A 23,878-nucleotide genomic window follows, 5' to 3' on the forward strand; every position below is an offset into this window, starting at 1 on the left:
CATCGGACATCCGCCATTGAAACACAATGGTCACACTTCGTGCCGTACCAGCATAGTGCGGAGAAATCTTGTGGTAGCTCTTCAAGTACTGCGAATTCAGGCGCAGGCAAGGGGGGCGAACATGAGTTCTCGTCGCACGACGGCCATCGCGGGATCGCTGGTCGCGACATCTTTTTCGGCAGTGATGATCCTTTCCTTCACTGCCAGTGCGGACGACCAGGGACCCGGCAGCAGCAAGGGGGGAAAGGTCATCGACGCGGCACCGTCGGGGGTGAAGCTCACCACCGAACTGCCGGAGAAAATCTCGGTGAACAACAGTTCGCAAGAAACCGAGATCACCGCCACGGTGAAGAACGAAGGGACCGAGGAGAGCGGAAAGATCCAGCTTTTGGTCGTCGGGTTCGACGGCCTCACGGTCAAGAATGTCGAAGGCTGTTCGGCGATCGAGAAGAACAATCTCCCCGAGGGCTCGAACAGCGGTTTCGCCTGCCCTCTCGACAATCTCCCCGCCGGTGAGTCGAAGTCGTACGCCGTAGCCGCGACATACGACCTCGACAAGGAGGGCAAGATCTGTCTCCCCGTCCAGACCGGTGACGGCAAGAAGACGTACTGGCAGCAGGGTCCGGTGCCGTTCGGTACGACGAATCCGTCGCCCGACGCCCCGGCCACTCCGCTGCTGCTCGGCACCAACAACAAGCCGGCGGCTCCCGGCCCGGACGAACTGCCCAAGACCGGCCTCGGTCGTGACGTCCTGCCGCTGGGCGCGGCCGGCGCGGCGCTGATCGCGGCGGGCGCGGCCGGCCTGTGGTGGTCGCAGCTGCGACGGCCGGGGCGGCACGCGGACTGAGCCCCGGAGGCATCGGAATATGAAAGAGGCTCGTCGGGTCCAAGTCGTGGACCCGGCGAGCCTCTTGCTCGGGAGCTCGGGAGCTCGGGAGCTCAGGAGCTCAGGAGCTCAGGAGCTCAGGAGCTCAGGAGCTGTCGCGTCAGCGGTTGATCAGCTTCCAGGCGGTGGGCAGCGCGCCCATCGCCAGGGCGGCCTTGAGGGCGTCGCCGATCAGGAACGGCGTGAGGCCGGCCGCGATCGCGGCGGACGCCGACATGCCGGTGGCCAGGGCCAGGTAGGGGACACCGACGGCGTAGATGATCGCCTCGCCGAGCAGCATCGCGCCGGCCGTGCGCAGTGCGGTGCGGTCGGCGCCGCGGCGGGCCAGGGCACCGACGACGGCCGAGGCGAGGATCATGCCGAGGATGTAGCCGAAGGAGGGGGCGGCGGCGCCGGACGTACCGTCCGCGAACCACGGCACGCCCGCGATGCCCGCCACCGCGTACAGCGCGAGCGCGAGGAAGCCGCGCCCGGCGCCGAGGGCCGTACCGACCAGCAGCACCGCGAGCGTCTGGCCGGTCACCGGCACCGGGGAACCCGGCACGGGCACGGAGATCTGGGCCGCGAGTCCGGTGAACGCGGCGCCGCCGGCGACGAGCGCGATGTCGCGGACGCGGGAGGCCGGGAGCAGGTCTGCGAGGACCTGACCGGGGCGGACTGGGGCGGCGGCTGCCGTGCTCATGGTGACTCCGGGCGAGGGTGGGGGCGGTACGGGACGTTGTGACGCTATCCCAGGGGGTTTCCGTCCCTCACCGTCAGTGGTCGACAAAGGCCGGATCACGGGGTTCGTTGGCTCCGGACAAAGGGTGGGGGTTACACCCGGTACGGGGTGATGCCGGTCACTGAGGCAGGGACGTACGGCTCACAGCGCGGGCGTTCGGGCCGACTGTGGGAATGCGCCAATCATGTTGCTCGCGCGTGAAGAGATTGCCCGGATGTGAAGAGCCGTCTCGCCCGTCGGTCGCCGTCTGGGCAGCGGTGGTCGGCTTTGCTAGCTTCGAGCGCATGGTCGCCCAGTCCCGGAACTTCACGTCGCGTCGCCATGTCGACCTGCGACGCGTGGGCGCGGCCGCCTGTCGCCGACCGGGGTGAGTCGGTCCGAGGTGGCTCCGGTCCGGCTCGCCCGCACCAGCAGGCGCAGTGTCGGACCGGCTCCCGAGGAAGTACCCCATGCCCCGTACCGCGGCACCCACCCGTTCGTCCCCGATCCCCCGTGTCGCCGACCGTGACCGGCGCCGGACCAGTGCCAGCGTCGTCCTGCGGTCCGTGCTGGAGCACGGCCCGGTCGCCCGCAGCACCATCGCCCGGCTGACCGGGCTGTCACCGGCGTCGGTGACCGACCACTGTGCCCGTCTCACCCGGCTCGGACTGATCCAGGAGGCCGCCGCGCCTCGGCAGTCGGGCGGGGTCGGGCGCCCGCATGTGCCGGTCGACCTGGACGGCTCGCGGTTCGTGGTGGGCGGGGTGCATGTGGCGGTGCCGTACACCACGGTGGCGCTGCTCGACTTGCGGGGACGCGTCGTCGCCGAGCGGGAGTTGAGGCACTCGGGCGACATGGATCCGTACGACGTCCTGGACCGGGCCGCCGACGGGCTGGCCGCGCTGCTGGCCGCGGCGCCGGGCAGCCGGCCGCTCGGTGTCGGCTTCGCGGCCGGGGGCTGGGTGGACCGGGACTCGGGAGTCGTCGTCGAGCATCCGCTGCTGGGCTGGCGCGAGGTGCCGGCGCGGGAGGTGCTCGGCGCCCGCACCGGGCTGCCGGTCCATGTGGACGGGCACGCACGGGCGTTGGTGAACGCGGAGCGGCTGTTCGGGCGGGCGCGCGGCAGTGGCAGTGTGCTGCATCTGTTCGTCGGCAACGTCGTCGACGCGGCGTTCGCGACGGGCGCCGAGGTGCACCACGGCCCCCGCTCCCAGGCCGGCGCCATCGCCCATCTGCCGGTGCCGGGCGGCACGGAGCCCTGCGTCTGCGGTCGCGTCGGCTGCCTTCAGGTCGAGCTGAGCGAGCGGACGTTGTGCCGTCGGGCGCGGGCGGCCGGGGTCATCGAGGGGACGAATCCGCGGCATGTCGTGCGTGCCGCGCGGGACGGCGATCCGGTGGCCGTGCGGCTGCTGACCGAGCGGGCGCGGATGACCGGGCGGGCGGTGGGGCTGCTGCTCGACGTGCTCAACCCGGAGACCGTCGTCGTCACCGAGCTCGGTGTGCTGAGCCGACAGGACTGTCTCGCGGCGCTGCGGAACGCGGTGGGGAACGAGCGGGCGGCGGCCGTGGTGCCGACGAGTTTCGCGGATTCCGTCCTGGCCGTGGCGGGCGGATCGGTGGCACTGGACATGCTCTACCGGGATCCGCTGAGCGCGTCACCTGAGGCTATTTAATTCAGAAACTCGGAATGTTGACAAGGAACACCGATGGCCGGGAACCTACTGCTCATGAGCCTGTTCGTGAGCTGTCGCACCCACTGTTGCTGACACGTCGCCGCGTGTGAAGCGCTCATTTCCTCCTGCGTAAATTCTTTTTTCCCGGCTTCATCGGCCCGGAATTCCGCATGCCTTCTTTCCTGCTGAACGCACGTTTTCCTCCCTGAACTCGCGGAGCTCTCCCATGCCTTCATCATCCGTGTCCGGTGTCGACCGACGGCTCTTCCTCACCTCCCTGCTCGGCGCGGCGGCCGGCGTCGCCGGACTCAGCGGCTGCGCCGGGAGCAGCGCGGCGGCCGACGGCGAGGGCGTCTCGAACGCCCCGTTGGCCACCAAGGTCCCCGCCGGTACGAGCCTGAAGATCGCCTCCTTCCAGAACACCCAGCAACTCCAGTTCAAACTGGCCAAGTTGGGCGATCCGCCCTTCACGATCAGCAACTGGCTGAACATCGGCGCCGGGCCCGATGTCATCAACGCCTTCCGGGCCAAGTCCCTCGACCTCGCCAACAACGCGGGCATCCCGCCGATCCAGGCGTACTACCAGGGCTTCGACGCGAGGATCGTGGCGATCAACATCACCCGTAAGCCCAACTATCTCTTCGCCACCAGGCCCGGCAGCGACATCCGGTCGGTCGAGGACTTCAAGGGCAAGCGGCTCGCCTTCTCCCAGGGCCAGGCGCAGGGCGTCGTCCTGCTCCGCGCGCTGAGGAAGGCCGGGCTGAAGTACGCCGACGCGGAGCTGGTCCCGCTCACCAGCAACCAGTTCCTCACGGCGCTGCAGTCCGGGCAGGTCGACATCGCCCCGCTCGGCAACAGTCAGGCGCCCGCCTATCTGAAGCAGTACGAGGGCAAGGGCGCCCGTGTCATCACCACCGACGTGGTCGACCTGCTCAACCTGCTGTGGGCGCCGACCTCGGTACTGAACGACTCGGCGAAGGCCGCCGCGATCGCCGCGTACATCCCGTACTGGGCGAAGGGCCAGGTGTGGACGTACGAGCACCCCGACGTCTGGAACCGGGAGTTCTACGTCAAGACGCAGAACCTGACCCTCCCCCAGGCCGAGGCGATCACCGAGCTCGCCAACAAGCCGCTGTTCCCGCCGAGCTGGGACGAGGCCATCGAGTGGGAGCAGGAGACCGCGGATCTGCTCGCCGAGGGCGGGTTCGTGAAGAAGTTCGACGTCGGCGAGCTCTTCGACCACCGCTTCGAGGGCATCGCCGCGAAGTCCGTACCGGCCGAGTACCGGAAGTGACCGCCATGACCACGACCACCCTGGACAAGGCCGACGTCGTCGTCGACGTCGACGAGCGGCCCCGCAGGCGCCGCCGCGGGCTCGCCCCCGGCAAGCGCCTGCCCGCCGCCCGGCTCGCCGGGCCCCTGCTGGTGCTCGCCCTGTGGGCCGCGGCGTCCGCCGCCGAGGCGCTCGACCCCGCCGCGATCCCGGCGCCCTGGACGGTGGTGGAGACCGGCGCCCAGCTGTGGACCGACGGGACTCTGATCACCGACATCCTCACCTCGCTAGAGCGGGCCGCGTCCGGTTTCGCGATCGGCCTGACCGCCGGTGTCGTACTGGCGCTGGCCTCGGGGCTCACCCGGACCGGAGAGGCGCTGATCGACGGCACGGTCAACCTCAACCGGGCCATCCCGACCCTCGGTCTGATCCCGCTGTTCATCCTCTGGCTGGGCATCGGCGAGACCTTCAAGATCGCGATCATCGCGATCGTCGTCTACATACCGATCTACCTCAACACCCATGCCGCCCTGTCCGGCATCGACAACCGGTTCGTCGAGCTCGCCGAGGTGCAGGGCCTGTCGAAGCTGCGCTTCATCCGGGAGATCGTCATCCCCGGCGCGCTGCCCGGGTTCTTCGTGGGACTCCGGCTCGGTGTGACCGGCTCCTGGCTGGGCCTGGTGGTCCTGGAGCAGATCAACGCCACAAGCGGTCTCGGCTACATGATGTTCCAGGCCACGAACTACGGACAGTCGGACGTCATCCTCGTCGGCCTGGTGGTGTACGGCATCTTCGGCCTGGTCTCCGACAGCACGGTCCGTCTCATCGAACGGAGGGTGCTGTCGTGGCGCCGCACACTGAGCAGCTGACCCGTCCCGCCGTCCAGTTCCGCTCGCTGACCCGCTCGTTCGACGAACGTGTCGTACTCGACGGCATCGACCTGGACATCCCCGCCGGCCAGTTCGTCGCCCTGCTGGGGCACAGCGGCTCCGGCAAGAGCACCCTGCTGCGGGCGGTCGCCGGGCTCGATCACGAGGTCACCGGCAGCGGACTGCTCACGGCCCCGGAACGGGTGTCGGTCGTCTTCCAGGATTCCCGGCTGCTGCCCTGGCGCCGAGTCCTCGCCAACGTCCTTCTCGGGCTCGACGGCAGGGAGGCGGAGAAGAAGGGCCGTGACGCCCTCGCCGAGGTCGGGCTTGCGGGCCGCGAGCGGGCCTGGCCGAGCGAGCTGTCCGGCGGCGAGCAGCAGCGGGCCGCGCTGGCCCGCTCCCTGGTCCGCGAGCCGGAACTCCTGCTGGCCGACGAGCCGTTCGGGGCGCTGGACGCCCTCACCCGGATCAAGATGCACAACCTGCTGCGGGAGCTGTGGGAACGCCACCGCCCCTCCGTACTGCTCGTCACCCACGACGTCGACGAGGCGATCGTGCTCGCCGACCGGGTGCTCGTGCTCGACCGGGGCCGTATCGGCCTCGACCTGACCATCGACCGCCCGCATCCACGGACGTACCGGGATCCGCTGCTCGGCGAGTACCGCGAACGACTGCTCGCGGCGCTGGGCGTAACAGAGGACCACTGATGACCAGAGAGCTCCACCTCAACGCCTTCCTGATGAACACCGGCCACCACGAGGCCTCTTGGCGGCTGCCCGAGAGCGACCCGTACGCGCATGTCGACCTGGCCCACTACGTCCGTCTGGCCCGTGCCGCCGAGCGCGGCACCTTCGACTCCCTCTTCCTCGCCGACGGCCCGCAGCTGTGGAACAACCTCGCGCAGCGGCCCGCCGGCGCGCTGGAGCCGCTGACGCTGCTCACCGCGCTGGCGACGGCCACCGAGCACATCGGGCTGATCGCTACGGCGTCGACCTCCTACAACTCCCCCTACAACCTGGCCCGCAAGTTCGCCTCGCTCGACATCATCAGCGGCGGCCGGGCGGGCTGGAACATCGTCACCACGGCGGGCGCGGAGGCCGCCCGTAACTTCGGTCTGGACGCGGAGCCCGCGCACGCCGAGCGGTACGCCCGGGCCGCCGAGTTCCTGGACGTCGCCCTGAAGCTCTGGGACAGCTGGGAGGACGACGCGATCGTCGCCGACAAGGCGGCCGGGGTGTGGGGCGACGACGCCAAGATCCATGCGCCCCGGCACCGGGGGACGTACTTCAGTGTCGACGGTGCGCTCAATGTGCCGCGTACGCCGCAGGGCTATCCGCTGCTGGTGCAGGCGGGGTCGAGCGAGGACGGCAAGGGCTTCGCCGCCCGGTACGCGGAGGCGGTGTTCACCGCGCAGCAGACGATCGAGGACGCGCGGGCCTTCTACGCCGACCTCAAGGCGCGTACGGCTGCGGCCGGTCGCGACCCCGACCACATCAAGGTGCTGCCCGGCATCGTCCCGGTGATCGGCTCGACGGAGGCCGAGGCGCGGGCGGCCGAGCAGGTCCTGGAGGACCACATCGTGTACACGCACGGGGTGGGCCGGTTGGAGAGCCTGCTGCAACTGGAGCCCGGTGTCCTGGAGTTGGACGCCCAGCTGCCCGACGACCTGCCGCCCGAGGACGCCATCGAGGGTGCCAAGAGCCGGTACACGCTGGTGGTGGAGCTGGCCCGGCGCGAGCGGCTGACCGTGCGGCAGCTGATCGGCCGGCTCGGCGGCGGGCGCGGTCACCTCACCTTCGCCGGTACGCCCGAACAGGTCGCCGACGCCATCGAGACCTGGTTCACCCAGGGCGCCGCCGACGGATTCAACATCATGCCGCCGGTGCTCCCCTCCGGCCTCGACGCCTTCGTCGACCACGTCGTGCCGATCCTGCGCGCCCGCGGACTGCTCCGGGAGGAGTACGGCCCGCGCCGCACCCTGCGCGAGCGCTACGGCCTGCCGCGCCCCGCCAACCAGTACACCGCCCGCGAGAACGCCCTCGTCTGAAAGGACCGCCCCCATGTCAGGCATCGAAATCCAGAAGGTCACCGCGCACATCGGCGCCCGCGTGTCCGGCGTCGACATCAGCCGTCCGCTCGGCTCCGACACGGTCGCCGCCCTGCGGGAGGCCCTCAACGTCCACAAGGCGCTCGTCTTCGACGACGTGAACCTGGACGACGCCACCCAGCAGTCCTTCGTCCGGCACTTCGGCGACGTCACCACGGCCCACCCGACGGTCTCCTCCGTCGCCGGCACCCCCAATGTGCTGCCCGTCGACAGCGAGCGCGGACGCGCCGCCAACCACTGGCACACCGACGTCACGTTCGTCCTCAACCCGCCGCAGGCCACCACCCTGCGCTCGATCACGATCCCGCCGTACGGCGGCGAGACCCTGATCGCCAGCTCGGCGGCGGCCTACCGGCAGCTGCCCGAGCCGCTGCGGAAGCTGGCCGACACCCTGTGGGCCGAGCACACCAACGACTACGACTACGCCGTGGCGGACGAGGAGGTCGACGAGCAGCAGGCCGCCCAGCGCGCCCAGTTCACGTCGATCAAGTACCGCACGGTTCACCCGGTGGTCCGCGTCCACCCGCTGACCGGGGAGCGTGGCCTGTTCATCGGCGGGTTCGCGCAGCGGATCGTGGGTCTGTCGCCGGGCGAGTCCCGCAAGGTCCTCGACCTGCTCCAGGCGTACGTCACCCGGCCGGAGAACATCCTGCGGCACCGCTGGTCCGAGAACCAGCTGGTCGTCTTCGACAACCGCATCACCCAGCACTACGCGGTCGACAACTACGACGGGCAGCCGCGCCGGCTGCACCGGGTGACCGTCGCCGGTGACGTCCCGGTCGGCATCGAGGGCAAGGCGAGCCACTCGATCGAGGGGGACGCCTCGCACTACACCCCCGTCGCTGCGTGATGTACACATCACCTACAGTGCGGTGAGTGTCCGCATAGTGGTCATCCTCTCCTTCTGAGCGGAGGGGATGACCACACTGTGGGCGTTTTTTTGCCCTCTCACGCATTGGACGAGCCGCGCCCATGCAGGACAGCACCACCACGGAGACGCCCGCGCAGGCGGACGACGTCTCCCTCTCCCACGGTCTCAAGCAGCGTCACCTGTCGATGATCGCCCTCGGTGGTGTCATCGGCGCGGGCCTGTTCGTCGGTTCCGGGGCCGGTATCGCCGCCGCCGGACCCTCGATCGTCATCGCCTATGTCATCTCCGGCCTCCTCGTGATGCTGGTGATGCGGATGCTCGGCGAGATGTCGGCCGCGTATCCCTCCTCCGGTTCCTTCTCCGCGCACGCCGAACGGGCCATCGGTCCCTGGGCGGGCTTCACGGCCGGCTGGTCGTTCTGGGTGCTGCTGTGCACGGCCGTCGGTCTGGAGGGCATCGGCGCCGCGAAGATCGTGACGGGCTGGCTGCCCGGGACACCGGAGTGGGCCTGGGTGGCCCTGTTCATGGTCGTCTTCTGCGGCGCGAACCTGGCCGCCGTGAAGAACTTCGGCGAGTTCGAGTTCTGGTTCGCCGCGCTGAAGGTCGGCGCGATCGCGCTGTTCCTGGTGCTGGGCGGGCTGGCCATCGCCGGTGTCCTGCCCGGTACGGACGCGCCGGGCACCGCGAACCTCACCGGTGAGGGCGGTTTCCTCCCCAACGGCAGCGAGGGGCTGATGATCGGCCTGTTGGCCTCGGTCTTCGCCTACGGCGGCATGGAGACGGTCACCATCGCGGCGGCCGAGTCGGAGAACCCGGTCAGCGGTGTCGCGCGCGCGGTGCGCACGGCCATGTGGCGCATCGCCCTCTTCTACATCGGCTCGATGGCGGTCGTGGTCACGCTGGTCCCCTGGGACTCCAAGGAGGTCGTCGAGAAGGGCCCGTACGTCGCCACCCTCGACCACCTGGGCATCCCCGGCGCCGGTCAGCTGATGAACGTGGTGGTCCTGATCGCCCTGATGAGCGCCATGAACGCCAATATCTACGGCTCCTCGCGCATCGCGTACTCCCTGGTGCAGCGCGGTCAGGGCCCCGCGTGGCTGGGCCGGGTGTCGGGCGGCGTCCCGCGGATCGCGGTCCTCGCCTCCTGCGTCTTCGGCTTCGTGTGCGTCGTCCTGTCCTACTGGCGACCGGACGACGTCTTCCCCTGGCTGCTGAACATGATCGGCGCGGTCATCCTGGTGGTCTGGATCCTGATCGCCGTCTCCCAGCTGCGGCTGCGCCGCCAACTGGAGCGCGAGGCCCCGGAGAAGCTGGTCGTCCGCATGTGGGCCTTCCCGGTGCTGACCTGGGTCGCGATGGCCGGCATGGCGGCGATCTTCGTCCTGATGGCCCGGGAGCCGGACACGCGGGTGCAGCTGTACTCGACGGGCGGGATGACGGTGCTCCTGGCGATCGTCGGGTACGTCTGGCAGCGCAGGCGCGCCCAGGTCTGACCCGCCCGAGCCGCGACAGAGCCCCCGTGTGATCCACACGGGGGCTTTTTGCTGTTAGCTTGTTGTTGCAAGCTACTTGCAATAAGAGCTCTGAGGGGACCCTTCATGCCCGTCTACACACTCCCGGAACTGCCCTACGACTACTCCGCGCTCGCGCCGGTGATCAGCCCCGAGATCATCGAGCTGCACCACGACAAGCACCACGCGGCCTACGTGAAAGGCGCCAACGACACGTTGGAGCAGCTGGCCGAGGCGCGGGACAAGGAGTCGTGGGGGTCGGTCAACGGCCTGGAGAAGAACCTGGCCTTCCATCTGTCCGGGCACATCCTGCACAGCATCTACTGGCAGAACATGACCGGTGACGGCGGTGGCGAGCCGCTCGCCGCGGACGGGGTGGGCGAGCTGGCGGACGCGATCACCGAGGCCTTCGGGTCCTTCGCCGGCTTCAAGGCGCAGCTGTCCAAGGCCGCCGCGACCACGCAGGGTTCGGGCTGGGGCGTGCTGGCGTACGAGCCGCTGAGCGGGCGGCTGATCGTCGAGCAGGTCTACGACCACCAGGGCAATGTCGGCCAGGGCGCCACGCCGATCCTCGTGTTCGACGCCTGGGAGCACGCCTTCTACCTGCAGTACAAGAACCAGAAGGTCGACTTCATCGAGGCCATGTGGCAGGTCGTCAACTGGCAGGACGTGGCCCGGCGTTACGCCGCCGCCAAGTCCCGTACGGACGTCCTGCTGCTCGCGCCCTGACGGCGCCGGGCCGCACAAGTCGTCCTGCCTCGTGATCGTCTTCTCAACCTTCACCCGGCAGGCGGAATGACGGAAGCCCCCGCGAGGACGTGACTCGCGGGGGCTTCCCATGTGCCGAGGGGCGTCAGGGCTTGCGGCCCACCCCGCCGTGCTGGCCGATCGGCCGGCGCTCCTCGTCGGAAGGCTCGGGGCGCCACAGCGGGACGGAGACGATGCCCGGCTCGACGAGTTCCAGGCCCTCGAAGAACCCCTCGATCTTGTCGACGGGGCGCAGGAAGTAAGGAACGGCGCCGGTCTCGTTGTAGGCGTCCTGGGCGTTCTCGTAGTCCGGGTCGGTCCCCCGGGAGCCGTCGTTGACGCAGAGGTAGCTGCCGGAGGGCAGGCCGGCCAGCAGCCGGCGGACCAGGTCGCGGGCCCGGTCGTAGTCGGCGACGTGACCCAGGATGCCGCTGAGGATCAGGGCCGTGGGGCGGGAGAGGTCGAGGGTCCGGGAGGCGGCCTGAAGGATCTTCTCCGGTTCGTACAGGCTCATGTCCTCGTACGACGTGCTGCCCTCGGGGGTGGAGGTGAGCAGGGCGCGGGCGTGGGCCAGGACCAGCGGGTCGTTGTCGACGTAGACGATCTTCGACTCGGGGGCGAGGCGCTGGGCGACCTCGTGGGTGTTGTCGACGGTGGGCAGGCCGGTGCCGACGTCGAGGAACTGGCGTACGCCGGCCTCCGTCACCAGATACCGGATGCTGCGGCCCAGGAAGGCGCGGCTGCTGCGCGCGATGGTGACGATGCCGGGGAAGACCGCGGTGTACGCGTCGCCCGCCGCCTCGTCCACGGGGTAGTTGTCCTTGCCGCCCAGCCAGTAGTTCCAGATCCGGGCCGAGTGCGGTACCGAGGTGTCGATCTCCGTCATGTGCCCATGGTGCTACGGCAGGTCGGGGTCGCAGGGCACATTGAGGGAGACGAGCGCGGCGGATCCGTCGGTTCTCACGAGGAGTTCGCTGACCGCGGCGTTGCGCAGCCGGGGGAACACTCTGCGGTACTCCCCGGCCGGGATCGACAGCAGCGTGCACAGCACCAGCCGCAGGAGCGTGTTGTGCGCGACCACGAGGACCCGCTCGCCCGGGTGGGCGGCGGCGATCCGGCGCAGGGCGGCGGCGCCGCGCTCGGCGGCGGCCGACGGGTCCTCCGCCCGCGGGAACGGGTGGGCCACCGGGTCGGTGCGGAACGCCTCCGCCGCGGCCGGGTCCTCGGCCGCGAACTCCGCGAGCGTACGGCCCTCCAGCACACCGAAGTCGCATTCGCGCAGGCCGGGTTCGCGCTGCGGGGTGAGGCCGAGGGCCCGGCAGGCCGGATCGGCGGTGATCACCGCACGGGAGAGGGGCGAGGTCCAGATCGCGTCGACCGGGTGGGCGGCGGCCCAGCGGCCGAGGGCGTCGGCCTGGGCGCGGCCCGTGTCGGTCAGGGACACGTCGCTGACCCCGGCGTAGCGGTTCTCGGCGTGCCAGACCGTCTGTCCGTGCCGGGCCAGCAGCAGCGTCGCGTGGGTGCTCGTGCTCATGAGTCCGCAGTATCCCCGTCCAGGCGGGCGTGCGCGTGCGCCGCGACCGGGGGCGGGAGCCAGCCCCGCGCGGTCAGCTCGTCGACCAGGCGGGCGTACGGCTCGGCGAAACGGGCGGTGCGGTCGGGGCGCGGTGCGACGGTCGTGCCGATGCGGACCATGGCCTCCGCGGCCTCGGCGAGTCCGGGTGCCGAGCCCGTGCCGTACGCGGCCAGCGCGGCCATCCCCAGGGCGGGTTCCGTCTCCTCGGGCACCCGGGCGGGGCGGCCCAGGACGTCGGCGCGCAGCTGGTTCCAGTAGGGGCTGCGGGCGGCGCCGCCGGTGAAGGTGAGGGGGCCGTCGAGGGGGGCGCCCAGGTGGTGCAGGTAGTCCAGGCAGAGGCGTTCGGTGAAGGCGACGCCCTGGAGCAGCGCGGCCCACAGGTCGGCGTCCGACTCCGGTTCGCCCAGGACCAGCGCGGTGGCCTCCGGCGCGTGGAACGGGAAGCGCTCGCCGGGTGACACCAGGGGGTAGGCGATCGCGCCGGACGGCTCGTACGCGGCGGCCAGCGTGTCCATGGCCGCCGGATCGGCGCCCGCGAACGCCGCCGCGAGCACGCCCCCGCCCACGCTGGAGGCCCCGCCGGGCAGCCAACTGCCGTCGGGGGCACGGTGGTTGTAGACCACGCCGGTCGGGTCGCGGACCGGCGTCGAGGACGCGCCCTTGAGCACCAGCGTGGTGCCCAGCACCGAGTTCCAGGAGCCGGGGCGCAGTGCGGCGGAGGCGATCTGGGCCGCGCAGCCGTCGGTCATCCCGGCGACGACGGGGGTGCCGGCGGGGATGCCGGTGGCGTCGGCGGCGCTCGCACAGACCTCGCCGAGCGGGCTGCCGGGCCGGACGACCTCGGGGAGCGCGGTCTCCGGCAGACCGAGGCGGGGCAGCATGCCCGGCCAGGCGTCGTGTTCCAGGTCGTAGCCGGTCTTCAGGGCGTGGCTGGAGTCGGCCGACGGCACTTCGCCGGTGAGGAGGGAGACGACCAGGTCCGGCTGGTGGGTGATCCGGCCGGGGCCGTACGTCTCGGTCAGCCATACCGCCTTCGGCAGCGCCCAGGTGTCCTGCACCACCAGCCCGGCCATCCGCGCCCGCGCCGCCTGCACGCTCGCCCGTCCGTCGTCGTACATCAGGGCGGGGCTCATCGGCCGCCCCGCGCCGTCCGTCAGCAGCACGGTCCCGGACGTCCCGCACACCGCGAGCGCGCCGACCCGCGTCCTCGCCCGGGGGTGCTCCCGCAGCGCGGCGCGGGAGGCGGCGCACACGCCCTCCCACCACGCCCCCGGATCCTGCTCGTGCCGCACCCCGTCCCGCCGCCCGGCGAGGGGCGCCGAGCCGCTGCCGAGGACCGTGCCGTCCCCGGTGACCAGCAGAACCCGCACGCTCTGGGTGCCCAGGTCGATCCCCAGCCAGGCCTCGTGCTCGTCAGTCATCCGGCCTCCCGCACATCTGGATCCGTTAACTTCTCACTCTGCACCGATATTTTCCCGTGCGCGAGGGATTGACGCCCAACTTCCGCCGTTCCACCCTCTGTTAACGAGTCGACTCGCCGTGTTAACCGAATCTGCCGCGCGATCTTCGCGCCGGTCCTCCCGGCCGACGTTGCTTTTCTGCTGGGGGTCCGGGGGCCCGCGGCGGAGCCGCTGATGTCACAGCCCCGGGAAGACGCAGCACCCGCGCAATTGACCGAGCCCCACGTGGAGGTCACGGATGGACACGCACGTGCACGACCGCCGACGGTTCCTGGCGCTGGGCGGCGCCCTGGCCGCCACGCCCCTGCTGACCGCCTGCGGTGCCGGATTCGGCGGCGACGACAGCAAGAGCGACGGCTCGGCGGCGGACGACGTCACCGGTTCCTTCGACTGGAAGCGGGAGAAGGGCACCACCGTCAAGGCGCTGCTCAACAAGCACCCGTACACGGACGCGCTGATAGCCGACCTGAAGTCCTTCACCGAGAAGACCGGCATCAAGGTCGAGTACGACGTCTTCCCCGAGGACAACTACTTCGACAAGCTCACCGTCGACCTGTCCAGCGGACGCGCCTCCTACGACGTGTTCATGCTGGGCGCGTACATGGTCTGGCAGTACGGCCCGCCGGGCTGGCTGGAGGACCTCGGTCCCTGGATGCGCAACTCCTCGGCGACCGGCGCCGAATGGGACCAGGCCGACTTCTTCCCCAACCTCCTCCAGGCCGACCAGTGGTCGCTGAAGGCGGGCGCGCCGCTCGGACAGGGCGGGCAGTACGCGCTGCCGTGGGGCTGGGAGACCAACGTCGTCGCCTACAACACGGACGTCTTCAAGAAGCTCGGCCTCAAGCCCGCCGAGACCTTCGACGAGCTGCGCGACCTCGCCGGCGTCATCAAGCGCAAGGCGCCGGGCGCCGGGTTCGACGGCATGTACGGGATCGCCGTACGGGGCTCCCGCAGCTGGGCGACCATCCACCCGGGCTTCATGACGATGTACGCCCGCAACGGGCTGAAGGACTTCACGGTCCGGGACGGGAAGCTCACACCCGCCATGAACAGCCCGGAAGCCGTCGCGTTCACCGAGGACTGGGCCGGCATGGTCAAGCAGGGCGGGCCGCCGTCCTGGACGTCGTACACCTGGTACCAGTGCTCCAGCGACCTCGGCGCGAAGAAGGCCGGGATGCTGTTCGACGCGGACACGGCCGCCTACTTCCAGGCCGTTCAGGGGGCGAGCCCGGCCTCCGGGAAGATCGCCTTCCATCCCGGACCCAAGGGACCGGACGGGTCGCTGGCCACCAACATGTGGATCTGGTCGCTCGGCATGAACGCCAAGAGCAAGAGGAAGAGCGCCAGTTGGCTGTTCCTGCAGTGGGCGACCGGCAAGGAGCATCTGCGCAAGAGCGCGCTCACGCACAACCACATCGACCCGGTCCGCAAGTCGATCGCCGACGACGCCGCCTACAAGAACAAGATGAAGCACCTGCCCGGCTTCATCGAGACCTTCGAGACCGTCGTCGACCAGACGAAGATCCAGTTCACCCCGCAGGCCCAGTTCTTCGACGCCACCACCAGCTGGGCCGCCGCCCTTCAGGAGATCTACGGCGGCAAGGGCGCCGAGTCGGTCCTCGGCAGGCTGGCGGGCGACCTCGCCGACAAGGTGGGCTAGCGCGATGGGATGGCGGCTGGCCCTTCGCCCGTACGTCCTGATCGTCCCCGCCCTGCTGCTGACCTGCGGAATCCTCTACCCCTTCGGGCTCGGCCTCTACTACACGCTGTTCGACTTCTCGGCGAGCAAGCCACAGCCGGACATGGTGCGGTTCGAGAACTACCAGACCGTCTTCACCCAGGAGGCGTTCTGGAACTCGGCGTGGGTGACGGTGCTGTACGCGGTGGGGGCGGCCGCCGTGGAGACGGTGCTGGGGGTCGCCGTCGCCCTGCTGCTGCACCGCTCGACGATCGTCGGTCGGGTGCTGGAGAAGATCCTCATCCTGCCGCTGATGATCGCGCCGGTGATCGCGGCGATCATCTGGAAGCTGATGCTGCAGCCGTCGGTCGGCGTCGTGAACCATCTGCTCAGACCCTTCGGTCTTGGCGGAGTGCAGTGGACGGACACCCCGACCGGGGCGCTGCTGTCGTCCATCGCCGTGGACGTGTGGGTGTACACACCGTTCGTCGCGATCCTCGCGCTCGCCGGGCTGCGCTCCCTGCCCACCTCCCCCTTCGAGGCGGCGGCCGTCGACGGGGCGGGCTGGTGGTACACCTTCCGGCGGCTGACGCTGCCGATGCTGTGGCCGTACGTCCTGGTGGCGGTGATCTTCCGGTTCATGGACTCGCTGAAGGTGTTCGACATCATCTACGCCCTGACCGAGGGCGGCCCCGGTGACTCGACCGTCGTCCTGCAGATCCGGGCCTATCTGGAAGCGATCCGCTTCCAGCGCTACTCCTTCGGCATCAGCTACACGATCGTGCTGTGGGCCGTGGTGTATCTCGCCGCGATGGTGCTCGTGAAGCATCTCGGAAAGATCCAGCGGAAGGCGGCCGAGGCGAAATGACCGTACGCAAACGCCTGTTGGGATGGCTGGCCGACGCGGCCCTCATCCTCTACTTCGTCTTCGCGCTGTTCCCGATCGCCTGGATGGTGATCCTGTCGCTGAAGCCGACGAACCAGCTCTTCTCCACCTACTTCTCCTTCTCCCCCACCCTCGACGGCTACCGCACGGTCCTCGGCGACAGCGAGGGCATCCCGTTCGTGCGGTTCTTCGTCAACAGCCTGGTCGTGTCGGTGGGCGCGGTGGTCCTGTCGCTGCTGGTGGGACTCCCGGCGGCGTACGCCTCGGCGCGCTGGCGCTTCAAGGGCTCCGAGAACCTGATGTTCACGCTGCTGTCGTTCCGGTTCGCGCCCGAACTCACCGTGATCATCCCGCTGTTCGTGCTGTACCAGAAGCTCGGCCTGTTCGACACCTACGTCGGCATGGTGTGGGTGCTCCAGCTGGTCACCCTGCCGCTGATCGTGTGGATCATGCGGTCCTACTTCGCCGACCTCACACCCGAGCTGGAACAGGCGGCGCTGCTGGACGGCTACACCCGCAAACAGGCGTTCCTGCGGGTGGCGCTGCCGCTGGTGAAGCCGGGGGTGGCGGCCGTGTCCCTGCTCGCCTTCATCTTCGCCTGGAACAACTTCGTCTTCCCGCTGATCCTCACTTCCAACGAGGCACAGACCGTGACGGTGGGCGCCCTGTCCTTCCTCGGCGGCGACCGGCCCAAGTACAACCTCACGGCCGCCGCCGCACTGGTCTCCGTGGTCCCGCCCCTGCTGCTGGCCCTCACCATCCAGCGGTATCTGGTGCGGGGCCTGTCGTTCGGGGCGGTGAAGTCATGATCCGGCTGCACGGTGTACGCAAGACCTACGGCAAGGTCACCGCGCTCGACGACCTCGAACTGGATGTCCGCGAGGGCGAGTTCTTCTGCCTCCTCGGGCCCTCCGGCGCGGGCAAGACCACGACCCTGAAGACCGTCGCCGGCCTGGAGACCCCCGACGCCGGCACCGTCGAGCTCGACGGCAGGGACATGCGCGGCGTCGAGCCGTACGACCGCGGCGTCGCGATGTGCTTCGAGAGCTACGCCCTCTACCCGCACAAGTCGGCCTACGACAATCTGGCCTCGCCGCTGCGCTCCCCACGGCACCGCCTCCCCGCGGCCGAGGCCCGGGAGCGGATCGGCGAGGTCGCCGAACTCCTCGGCATCTCGCCCCTGCTGGACCGCCCGGTCGGCCGGCTCTCCAACGGCCAGCGGCAGCGCGTCGCCCTCGGCCGGGTCCTGGTCCGCCCCGCGCGTGCCTTCCTCCTCGACGAACCGCTCTCCCATCTGGACGCCAAACTGCGCCAGCAGATGCGGGCGGAGCTGAAGGCGATCGGGGCGGTGCGGCGCACGACCACCCTCTACGTCACCCATGACTCCGTGGAGGCGCTGGCGCTGGGCGACCGGATCGGGGTGATCCGGGACGGGCGGATCGTGCAGACGGGGACGCGGGAGGAGATCTGGTACCGGCCCCACGACACGGAGGTCGCGCGGGCATTCGGGCGGCCCCGGATCAATCTGCTGCCGGGGTCGGTCACCGCCGACGGCGGCTTCCGTTCCGCCGACGGCAAGGTCGAGCTGCCGGTCCGGGCCGGCGCCGCCGGCACGGACGTACTGATCGGCGTCCGGCCCCGCGATCTCACCCTCGGCGAGGGCCCCGGGCACGAGCTCACCGGCACCGTCTACGTCACCGAGGTGCTCGGCCGGTCCGTGGAGGTCACCGTCCGGCTCGGCGCGCAGAATCTGTCCCTGGTCGCCCCGCGCGGCGAGGCGTCCGCCCTTCGGCCCGACGATCCGGTACGACTGTCGGTCCGGCCTGAGAACCTGCTGCTGTTCGAGGCCGACCGGCCGGAGCGTCCAGGACGAAGGATCGGACCATGAACCACGCCCAGCAGGGCCCCGCCGCCCGCCAGTCCGCGATGGCCGAGCAGGTCCTCGCCGACGGCTCCGCCACCGCCGCCGAGCTGGCCGAGCGGTTCGGGGTGAGCCTGATGACCATCCACCGGGACCTCGACGAGCTCGAACGGCAGGGGATCGTACGGAAGTTCAGGGGCGGGGTGACCGCACAGCCGTCCGGGGTCTTCGAGTCGAACGTGCAGTACCGGCTGAAGACCATGCGCGCGGAGAAGGCCGCCGTCGCCGAACGCGCCCTGAGGATGGTCGAGCCCGGCATGGCGATCATGCTGGACGACTCCACCTCCACCCTGGAGATAGCCCGCAGGCTGCGGCTCGGGGAGGTGACCCCGCTGACGGTCGTCACCAACTTCCTTCAGGCGATCAACATGCTCTCCGACCAGCGCGGCATCCACCTCATGGCGCTCGGCGGGGACTACGACCCGCTCCACTCCTCGTTCCTCGGCGTGTCCTGCGTGGAGGCGATCGGGCAGTTGCGGGTGGACGTCTGCTTCGCGTCGACGTCCGCCGTGCACGGGGGGTACGCCTACCACCAGGAGCAGCACATCGTGTCGGTGAAGCGGGCCATGCTGGATGCGGCCGCCCGCAACGTCCTGCTGATCGACCACACCAAGCTCGCCCGGGTCGCCCTGCACCGGGTGGTCCCCCTGTCCCGTTTCGACCTGCTCCTCGTGGACGACGGGGCGTCGGCCGAGGCGCTGCGGGACCTGGACGAGCACAAGGTCACCTACGAGGTCTGTGCGATGACGAGGGGCGGCGATGACCGAGCTGGAGCTACGTGATCTGCGCAAGACCTATACGGCGCGGGGTCGCCCGCCGGTGGACGCCGTACGCGGCATCGACCTGACCCTGCGCTCCGGCGAGCTGCTCGGACTGCTCGGCCCGTCGGGCTGCGGGAAGTCCACGACACTGCGGATGATCGCCGGTCTGGAGACGGTGACCGGCGGAGACGTGCTGGTCGGCGGCTCGTCGGTGATCTCCCGGCCCGCCCAGCGGCGCAACATCGGAGTCGCCTTCGAGAACTACGCCCTGTACCCGCCGCTGACGGTGGCGGAGAACCTCGCCTTCGGCCTCAAGGCGCGCAGACGGGCCGACCGGGGAGACGTGGCCCGCAAGGTCAAGGAGATCGCCGAGCGGGTCGACCTCACCGGCATCCTCGACGCCCGCCCCGCGGGCCTGTCCAGCGGCCAGAAGCAGCGTGTCTCCCTGGCCCGCGCGCTGATCCGCGAACCCGACGTGCTCCTCCTCGACGAGCCGCTGTCCCACCTCGACGCGGCCCAGCGCGACACCACACGCCGCGAACTGAAGCGCATCCAGCGCGACTTGGGGCATACGACCATCCTGGTCACCCACGACCAGGAGGAGGCCCTCTCCCTCGCCGACCGGATCGCCGTGATGAAGGACGGCGTGATCCAGCAGCTCGGCACCCCGTACGAGATCTACGACAGCCCCGCCAACCTCTTCGTCGCGGACTTCGTCGGTGAACCGGCGATCAACCTGCTGCCGGGCGTGGCGACGGACGACGGCCACGCCCGTCTCTCCGACACGGCACGGATCGCGCTGCCGGTGCCGGTGTCGGCGGGCCGCGAGGTGGTGGTCGGGATCCGCCCGGAGGACCTCACGCTGACCGGCGGGGACGGCCTCGCCGCCCGCGTCGTGGCCCACGAACCCCTGCTGGAGTCGGGCATCGCCACCCTCACCCTCGACGGCGTCGCACATCCCCTGGTCGTCGTCACCGACGCCGAGGTCCGCCTCGCCCACGACGACCGCGTCCACGTCACCGCCGACCCTGACCTCACCCATGTCTTCGACGCCGAGACGGGAGACTCCCTGCGATGACCAACGGGAACCGCGTGCGCGTGGTGGCCGCCGGCGACCACTTCATCCTGCCGTCGCTCATCAAGGACGCGCTCGCCCATGAACTCAGCTGTGATGTGGGCGAGCTGACGCTCGGCTGGCCGCTGGAGCCGTTCGGGACGGTGGCCGAGGTGGCGGAGGCGAGTGACGCCGAGGACGAGTTGATCGCCGCGCTCGCCGGGGCGCAGGTGCTGGTGACCCAGATGGGCCCGGTGACGGAGCGCGTCCTGGACGCCTGCCCGCAGTTGCGGCTGGTGGTCGTGTGCCGGGGCGGTCCGGTGAACGTCAACCTGGACGCGGCCAAGCGGCACGACGTGCGGGTCTGTTACGCACCCGGCCGCAACGCCGCCGCCACCGCCGAGTTCACCGTCGGCATGCTGCTGGCCGCGCTGCGCCGTATCCCGCAGGCCCACCATCTGCTGGCGCTGCGGGGCAGCTGGGACGGCTCGACGTACTACACCTACGACCACAGCGGCCTGGAACTGGAGGACCTGGCCGTCGGGCTCGTCGGCTACGGCGCCGTCGGCAGCAGGGTCGCGCGGGCGCTGTGCGCGTTCGGGGCGCAGGTGATGGTCTACGACCCCTACGCCCGCGGCGAGATCCACGGCCTGCGCCTGACCTCCCTCGACGAACTCCTGCGCCGCTCCCGGGTCGTCACCCTGCACGCCCGGCTCACCGCGGAGACCCGCGGGCTGATCGGCGCCCGGGAGCTGGCCCTGCTGCCGCGGGGCGCGGTCGTCGTGAACGTGGCCCGCGGCCCACTCCTCGACGAGGAAGCGCTGTGCGCCGCCCTGGAGGACGGCCACCTCTCGGCGGCGGCCCTCGACACCTACGTACAGGAGCCGCTGCCCCCGCACTCGCGGCTGCACGCCCTGGCGGACCGCGTCGTGCTGACCCCGCACCTGGGAGGCGCGTCGCGGGCGGTGGCGGAGAAGGCGGCGGCGATCGCGGCGGCGGAGGTGGGGCGCTGGGTGCGGGGGGAGCCGTTGGCGCATGCGCTGACCTGAGTGCCGCGATTTGTCGTCGGTCGTCTGCGGCGTCGTTGTGGCTGGTCGCGCAGTTCCCCGCGCCCCTGAGGGGCGCTACCGGACCGTAGAGGAGACCCGTTATGTACGTCGGGATCGACGTAGGTACGTCCATGGTGAAGGCTGCCGCGTTCGACAGCACCGGTCGTGAACTCGCCATCGAATCAAGGTCGGTGGGGCTCACCCTGCACGGCGGGGTCGTCGAGCAGGACATGGAGGAGGTGTACGCGGCCGTCGTCGACGTACTTGACTCGCTGACCGCCCAGGTGCCGGAACCCGTCGAGCTGGCCGGGCTGACCGGGCAGGGCGACGGGGTGTGGCTGGTCGACGCGCAGGGGCGGCCCGTGCGGGCGGCGGCGTCCTGGATGGACGGGCGGGCGCACGAGCTGGTCGACCGGTGGCTGGCGGACGGCACGTTCGAGACGGTGTTCCGGCGCACCGGCAGCGCGATGTTCCCGGGCTGTCCGGGCCCGCTGCTGGCGTGGCTGGAGAGCCATGAGCCGAAGGCGCTGGATGCCGCGGCGGCCGCGCTGTACTGCAAGGACATGGTGTTCCACCGGCTGACGGGGGCGGGGCCGACGACGGATGTGTCGGACGCCTCGATGCCGTTCCTGGACCCGCGGACGCGGAGCTACGACAACCGGGTCGTGGAGCTGCTCGGCCTCACCCACCGGCGCGGGCTGCTCGCGCCGGTCAGCGATCCGGTCGCCACGGCACCGGCGCTCGGCGAGGGCCTCGCGGCCGGGACGCGGCTCGCGAACGGGCCGTACGACCTGCCGGCCTGCGCGCTGGGTGCGGGCGTGACCTCGCCCGGCGACGGGCTCCTCATCGTCGGCACCTGTCTGGCCAGCCTCGTCGCCACCACCGATCTGGATCTGACGGGTGAGCCGGCCGGCCTGTACATCAGCACCGACCGGCCCGGGCACTGGTTGCGCGCGATGCCCGCGATGGTCGGTACGGCGGCGCTGGACTGGGTGCTGTCGACGACGGGCGTGCGGCACGAGGAGGTCGACGGGCTGCTGGCCGACACCCCGCCGGGGGCGCACGGGGTGCGGGTGCTGCCGTACTTCGCGCCGTCGGGTGAGCGCGCGCCCTTCGTGGAGCCCCGGCTGCGCGCCGAACTGACCGGTGTCTCGCTGGAGTCGACCCGTGCCGACCTGGTCCGGGCGACCTGCGAGGGCATCGGCTACGCGGCCCGGCACTGCCTCGCGGCGGCCGGGCTGACGGGGACGCTCGCCGTCTGCGGCGGCGGGACCCGCAGTCCGGCCTGGATGCGGCTGCTCGCCGACGTCCTGGGCCGGCCGCTCAGGGTCGTCGAGGGCGAGGTCGGCGCGCGCGGCGCGGTGCTCGCGGCGGCCGAGCGGTACGGCGAGCCGCTGGACGCCGAGGCGTGGACGCGGCCGACGGCGGTCGTCGAGCCGGACGCGGCACGGGCCGCGTACTACGCGGAGGGGTACGAGGAACACCTGACCCGCCTGACCGCGGCGCGCGCCCGGGCCCGCGCCTGAACAGCCCTGCGCCTGAACAGCCCTGCGACGAAAGGGAGTTGCATGCATCCGAGACGTAGATCCCTGCTGCTCGCGGCCGCGGCCGTCCCCGTTTCGGCGACCGCCGCCCAGGCGCTGCCGTCGGCCGGCTCCCGTCCACGGGGGCGGCCGGTCGTCATCGGTCATCGCGGCGCGGCCGGCTGGCGTCCCGAGCACACGGCGGCCTCGTACACATACGCCGTGCAGACCGGCGCCGACTGGATCGAACCGGACCTGGTGCCGACGAAGGACCATGTGCTGGTGGTCCGGCACGAGAACGAGATCTCGCAGACCACCGACGTGGCCTCGCACCCCGAGTTCGCGGGCCGCCGGACGACGAAGACCGTGGACGGGCGGGCGGTGACCGGCTGGTTCACCGAGGACTTCACGCTGGCGGAGCTGAAGACGCTGCGGGCGGTGGAGCGGCTGCCGCTCGTCCGCAACCGCAACACCGTCTTCGACGGCCGGGAGGAGGTGCTCACCTTCCAGGAGGTCGTCGACCTGGCGCGCCGGCTCTCCAAGGCGCACGGCCGGACGATCGCCGTCTTCCCGGAGACCAAGCATCCGACGTACTTCCGCTCGCTCGGCCTGCCTCTGGAGCCGAAGCTGGCGTCCACGATCCGCCGCAACCGGCTCGGCCCGCGCGAATGTGTCGTGCAGTCCTTCGAGCCGACGAGCCTGCAGCGCATGACGGACCTGTCCCTGCCGCTGTGGCAGGCGCTGGGGACGACCGGCGGACCCTACGACCTCGTCTCGTCCGGTGATCCGACGACGTACAAGGACATGATGACCCCGGCGGGGCTGGAGCGGATCGCGGCGTACGCGCGGTGGATCGGTCCGGACAAGTCCTCGCTCATCGGCACGTCCCTCCTCGCGGACGCGCATGCGGCGGGGCTGCGGGTGGGACCGTACACCTTCCGCGCGGAGAACCAGTTCCTGCCGGCGGACCTGCGGCGGGGAACCGGACCGAACGATTTCGGGGACGCGTTCGCGGAGTACGCGCTGTACTACGGGCTGGGGGTCGACGCCGTGGTGACCGACTTCCCCGATCTGGCGGTGATGGCGAGGAGGGGTTGATGAGGACCCGCACACTGGACTGCCCGACCTGCGGCACCATGCAGAGCTTCCGGTTCCTCCACAAGGAGGAGAAGGCGGCGGTACGGGAGAAGGAGGGGCCGGACTTCTTCGTGGACAACCTGTGGCGGTGCACCGGCAAGGGCTGTCTGACGTACTACGCGCAGTTCAACAAGGCCGGCTACGGCCGCCTCCCCGAGAAGTTCCTCGCGCAGGAGGCGGCGGCCGACGAGTGAGC

At 70.6% G+C, this 23,878-nt stretch carries 23 protein-coding genes; 19 read left to right on the plus strand and 4 right to left on the minus strand.

The window, feature by feature from the left end:
• The first annotated feature begins 121 nt into the window (after positions 1-121).
• On the plus strand, positions 122-847 hold the full coding sequence (locus ACFPQ9_RS24955; RefSeq protein WP_380857293.1) for a hypothetical protein: 726 nt from the start codon (positions 122-124) through the stop codon (positions 845-847).
• A gap of 139 nt (positions 848-986) precedes the next feature.
• Here ACFPQ9_RS24955 and ACFPQ9_RS24960 read toward each other — a convergent pair whose 3' ends face one another.
• Positions 987-1,568: a biotin transporter BioY gene (locus ACFPQ9_RS24960; protein ID WP_380857296.1), complete on the minus strand. Its 582-nt coding sequence runs from the start codon at positions 1,566-1,568 to the stop codon at positions 987-989.
• A gap of 488 nt (positions 1,569-2,056) precedes the next feature.
• On the opposite strand from ACFPQ9_RS24960, the gene ACFPQ9_RS24965 reads away from it, so the two are divergent.
• The 8 genes from ACFPQ9_RS24965 to ACFPQ9_RS25000 all read left to right on the plus strand — a co-directional run bounded on the left by ACFPQ9_RS24965 (position 2,057) and on the right by ACFPQ9_RS25000 (position 10,619).
• Positions 2,057-3,259, plus strand: coding sequence for an ROK family transcriptional regulator (locus tag ACFPQ9_RS24965; RefSeq protein WP_380857299.1), 1,203 nt, complete (start codon positions 2,057-2,059; stop codon positions 3,257-3,259).
• 226 nt (positions 3,260-3,485) lie between these two features.
• Complete coding sequence (locus ACFPQ9_RS24970) at positions 3,486-4,553, plus strand: ABC transporter substrate-binding protein (RefSeq protein WP_380857302.1); 1,068 nt, start codon at positions 3,486-3,488, stop codon at positions 4,551-4,553.
• A 5-nt stretch (positions 4,554-4,558) separates the two neighbouring features.
• Positions 4,559-5,401 carry an ABC transporter permease gene (locus ACFPQ9_RS24975; protein WP_380857305.1) on the plus strand — a complete coding sequence of 281 codons (843 nt, stop codon included), beginning with the start codon at positions 4,559-4,561 and terminating at the stop codon, positions 5,399-5,401.
• Complete coding sequence (locus tag ACFPQ9_RS24980) at positions 5,377-6,108, plus strand: ABC transporter ATP-binding protein (RefSeq protein WP_380857308.1); 732 nt, start codon at positions 5,377-5,379, stop codon at positions 6,106-6,108. Before ACFPQ9_RS24975 ends, ACFPQ9_RS24980 begins: the two co-directional genes overlap by 25 nt.
• Positions 6,108-7,448 carry an LLM class flavin-dependent oxidoreductase gene (locus ACFPQ9_RS24985; protein WP_380857312.1) on the plus strand — a complete coding sequence of 447 codons (1,341 nt, stop codon included), beginning with the start codon at positions 6,108-6,110 and terminating at the stop codon, positions 7,446-7,448. The genes ACFPQ9_RS24980 and ACFPQ9_RS24985 overlap by 1 nt, the downstream gene beginning before the upstream one ends.
• A gap of 13 nt (positions 7,449-7,461) precedes the next feature.
• Entirely contained in the window at positions 7,462-8,358 is an 897-nt protein-coding gene (locus tag ACFPQ9_RS24990) for a TauD/TfdA dioxygenase family protein (RefSeq protein WP_380857315.1), read from the plus strand.
• Between the two features lie 122 nt (positions 8,359-8,480).
• Positions 8,481-9,872 (plus strand): amino acid permease, encoded by a 1,392-nt coding sequence (locus ACFPQ9_RS24995; protein WP_380857318.1) that lies wholly within the window; start codon positions 8,481-8,483, stop codon positions 9,870-9,872.
• 105 nt (positions 9,873-9,977) lie between these two features.
• The gene (locus tag ACFPQ9_RS25000; protein WP_380857321.1) at positions 9,978-10,619 is read left to right on the plus strand and encodes a superoxide dismutase; all 642 of its coding nucleotides are present in this window, start codon (positions 9,978-9,980) and stop codon (positions 10,617-10,619) included.
• Positions 10,620-10,743: 124 nt separating this feature from the next.
• On the opposite strand, the gene ACFPQ9_RS25005 is transcribed toward ACFPQ9_RS25000, so the two are convergent.
• From ACFPQ9_RS25005 to ACFPQ9_RS25015, 3 genes are read right to left on the minus strand one after another with little or no spacing between them, the layout of a single operon-like run.
• Positions 10,744-11,523 carry an SAM-dependent methyltransferase gene (locus ACFPQ9_RS25005; protein ID WP_380857324.1) on the minus strand — a complete coding sequence of 260 codons (780 nt, stop codon included), beginning with the start codon at positions 11,521-11,523 and terminating at the stop codon, positions 10,744-10,746.
• A gap of 12 nt (positions 11,524-11,535) precedes the next feature.
• Positions 11,536-12,171 carry a histidine phosphatase family protein gene (locus ACFPQ9_RS25010; RefSeq protein ID WP_380857327.1) on the minus strand — a complete coding sequence of 212 codons (636 nt, stop codon included), beginning with the start codon at positions 12,169-12,171 and terminating at the stop codon, positions 11,536-11,538.
• Complete coding sequence (locus ACFPQ9_RS25015) at positions 12,168-13,634, minus strand: FGGY-family carbohydrate kinase (protein ID WP_380857330.1); 1,467 nt, start codon at positions 13,632-13,634, stop codon at positions 12,168-12,170. Before ACFPQ9_RS25015 ends, ACFPQ9_RS25010 begins: the two co-directional genes overlap by 4 nt.
• Before the next feature lie 277 nt (positions 13,635-13,911).
• Between ACFPQ9_RS25015 and ACFPQ9_RS25020 the strand changes: the two genes are divergently transcribed.
• The 10 genes from ACFPQ9_RS25020 (at position 13,912) to ACFPQ9_RS25065 (ending at position 23,876) form a co-directional block, all read left to right on the plus strand.
• A complete protein-coding gene (locus ACFPQ9_RS25020) occupies positions 13,912-15,333 on the plus strand; it encodes an ABC transporter substrate-binding protein (RefSeq protein WP_380857333.1) in 1,422 nt (473 codons plus the stop codon).
• A gap of 4 nt (positions 15,334-15,337) precedes the next feature.
• The gene (locus ACFPQ9_RS25025; RefSeq protein WP_126899300.1) at positions 15,338-16,219 is read left to right on the plus strand and encodes a carbohydrate ABC transporter permease; all 882 of its coding nucleotides are present in this window, start codon (positions 15,338-15,340) and stop codon (positions 16,217-16,219) included.
• Positions 16,216-17,046, plus strand: a complete 831-nt coding sequence (locus ACFPQ9_RS25030; protein ID WP_351191621.1) for a carbohydrate ABC transporter permease — start codon at positions 16,216-16,218, stop codon at positions 17,044-17,046. The genes ACFPQ9_RS25025 and ACFPQ9_RS25030 overlap by 4 nt, the downstream gene beginning before the upstream one ends.
• Positions 17,043-18,125 (plus strand): ABC transporter ATP-binding protein, encoded by a 1,083-nt coding sequence (locus ACFPQ9_RS25035; protein WP_380857338.1) that lies wholly within the window; start codon positions 17,043-17,045, stop codon positions 18,123-18,125. Before ACFPQ9_RS25030 ends, ACFPQ9_RS25035 begins: the two co-directional genes overlap by 4 nt.
• The gene (locus ACFPQ9_RS25040; RefSeq protein WP_380857341.1) at positions 18,122-18,940 is read left to right on the plus strand and encodes a DeoR/GlpR family DNA-binding transcription regulator; all 819 of its coding nucleotides are present in this window, start codon (positions 18,122-18,124) and stop codon (positions 18,938-18,940) included. Before ACFPQ9_RS25035 ends, ACFPQ9_RS25040 begins: the two co-directional genes overlap by 4 nt.
• Entirely contained in the window at positions 18,918-19,997 is a 1,080-nt protein-coding gene (locus ACFPQ9_RS25045; RefSeq protein ID WP_380857345.1) for an ABC transporter ATP-binding protein, read from the plus strand. The genes ACFPQ9_RS25040 and ACFPQ9_RS25045 overlap by 23 nt, the downstream gene beginning before the upstream one ends.
• Positions 19,994-21,022: a 2-hydroxyacid dehydrogenase gene (locus ACFPQ9_RS25050; RefSeq protein WP_380857348.1), complete on the plus strand. Its 1,029-nt coding sequence runs from the start codon at positions 19,994-19,996 to the stop codon at positions 21,020-21,022. The genes ACFPQ9_RS25045 and ACFPQ9_RS25050 overlap by 4 nt, the downstream gene beginning before the upstream one ends.
• 101 nt (positions 21,023-21,123) lie before the next feature.
• Positions 21,124-22,548: an FGGY family carbohydrate kinase gene (locus ACFPQ9_RS25055; protein WP_380857351.1), complete on the plus strand. Its 1,425-nt coding sequence runs from the start codon at positions 21,124-21,126 to the stop codon at positions 22,546-22,548.
• 42 nt (positions 22,549-22,590) lie between these two features.
• Positions 22,591-23,643, plus strand: coding sequence for a glycerophosphodiester phosphodiesterase family protein (locus ACFPQ9_RS25060; RefSeq protein ID WP_380857354.1), 1,053 nt, complete (start codon positions 22,591-22,593; stop codon positions 23,641-23,643).
• Positions 23,643-23,876, plus strand: a complete 234-nt coding sequence (locus ACFPQ9_RS25065) for a hypothetical protein (RefSeq protein ID WP_380857357.1) — start codon at positions 23,643-23,645, stop codon at positions 23,874-23,876. The genes ACFPQ9_RS25060 and ACFPQ9_RS25065 overlap by 1 nt, the downstream gene beginning before the upstream one ends.
• The last annotated feature ends 2 nt before the right edge of the window (positions 23,877-23,878 follow it).

It is taken from the genome of Streptomyces coerulescens (genome assembly GCF_042657965.1).
Taxonomy (GTDB): domain Bacteria; phylum Actinomycetota; class Actinomycetes; order Streptomycetales; family Streptomycetaceae; genus Streptomyces; species Streptomyces coerulescens.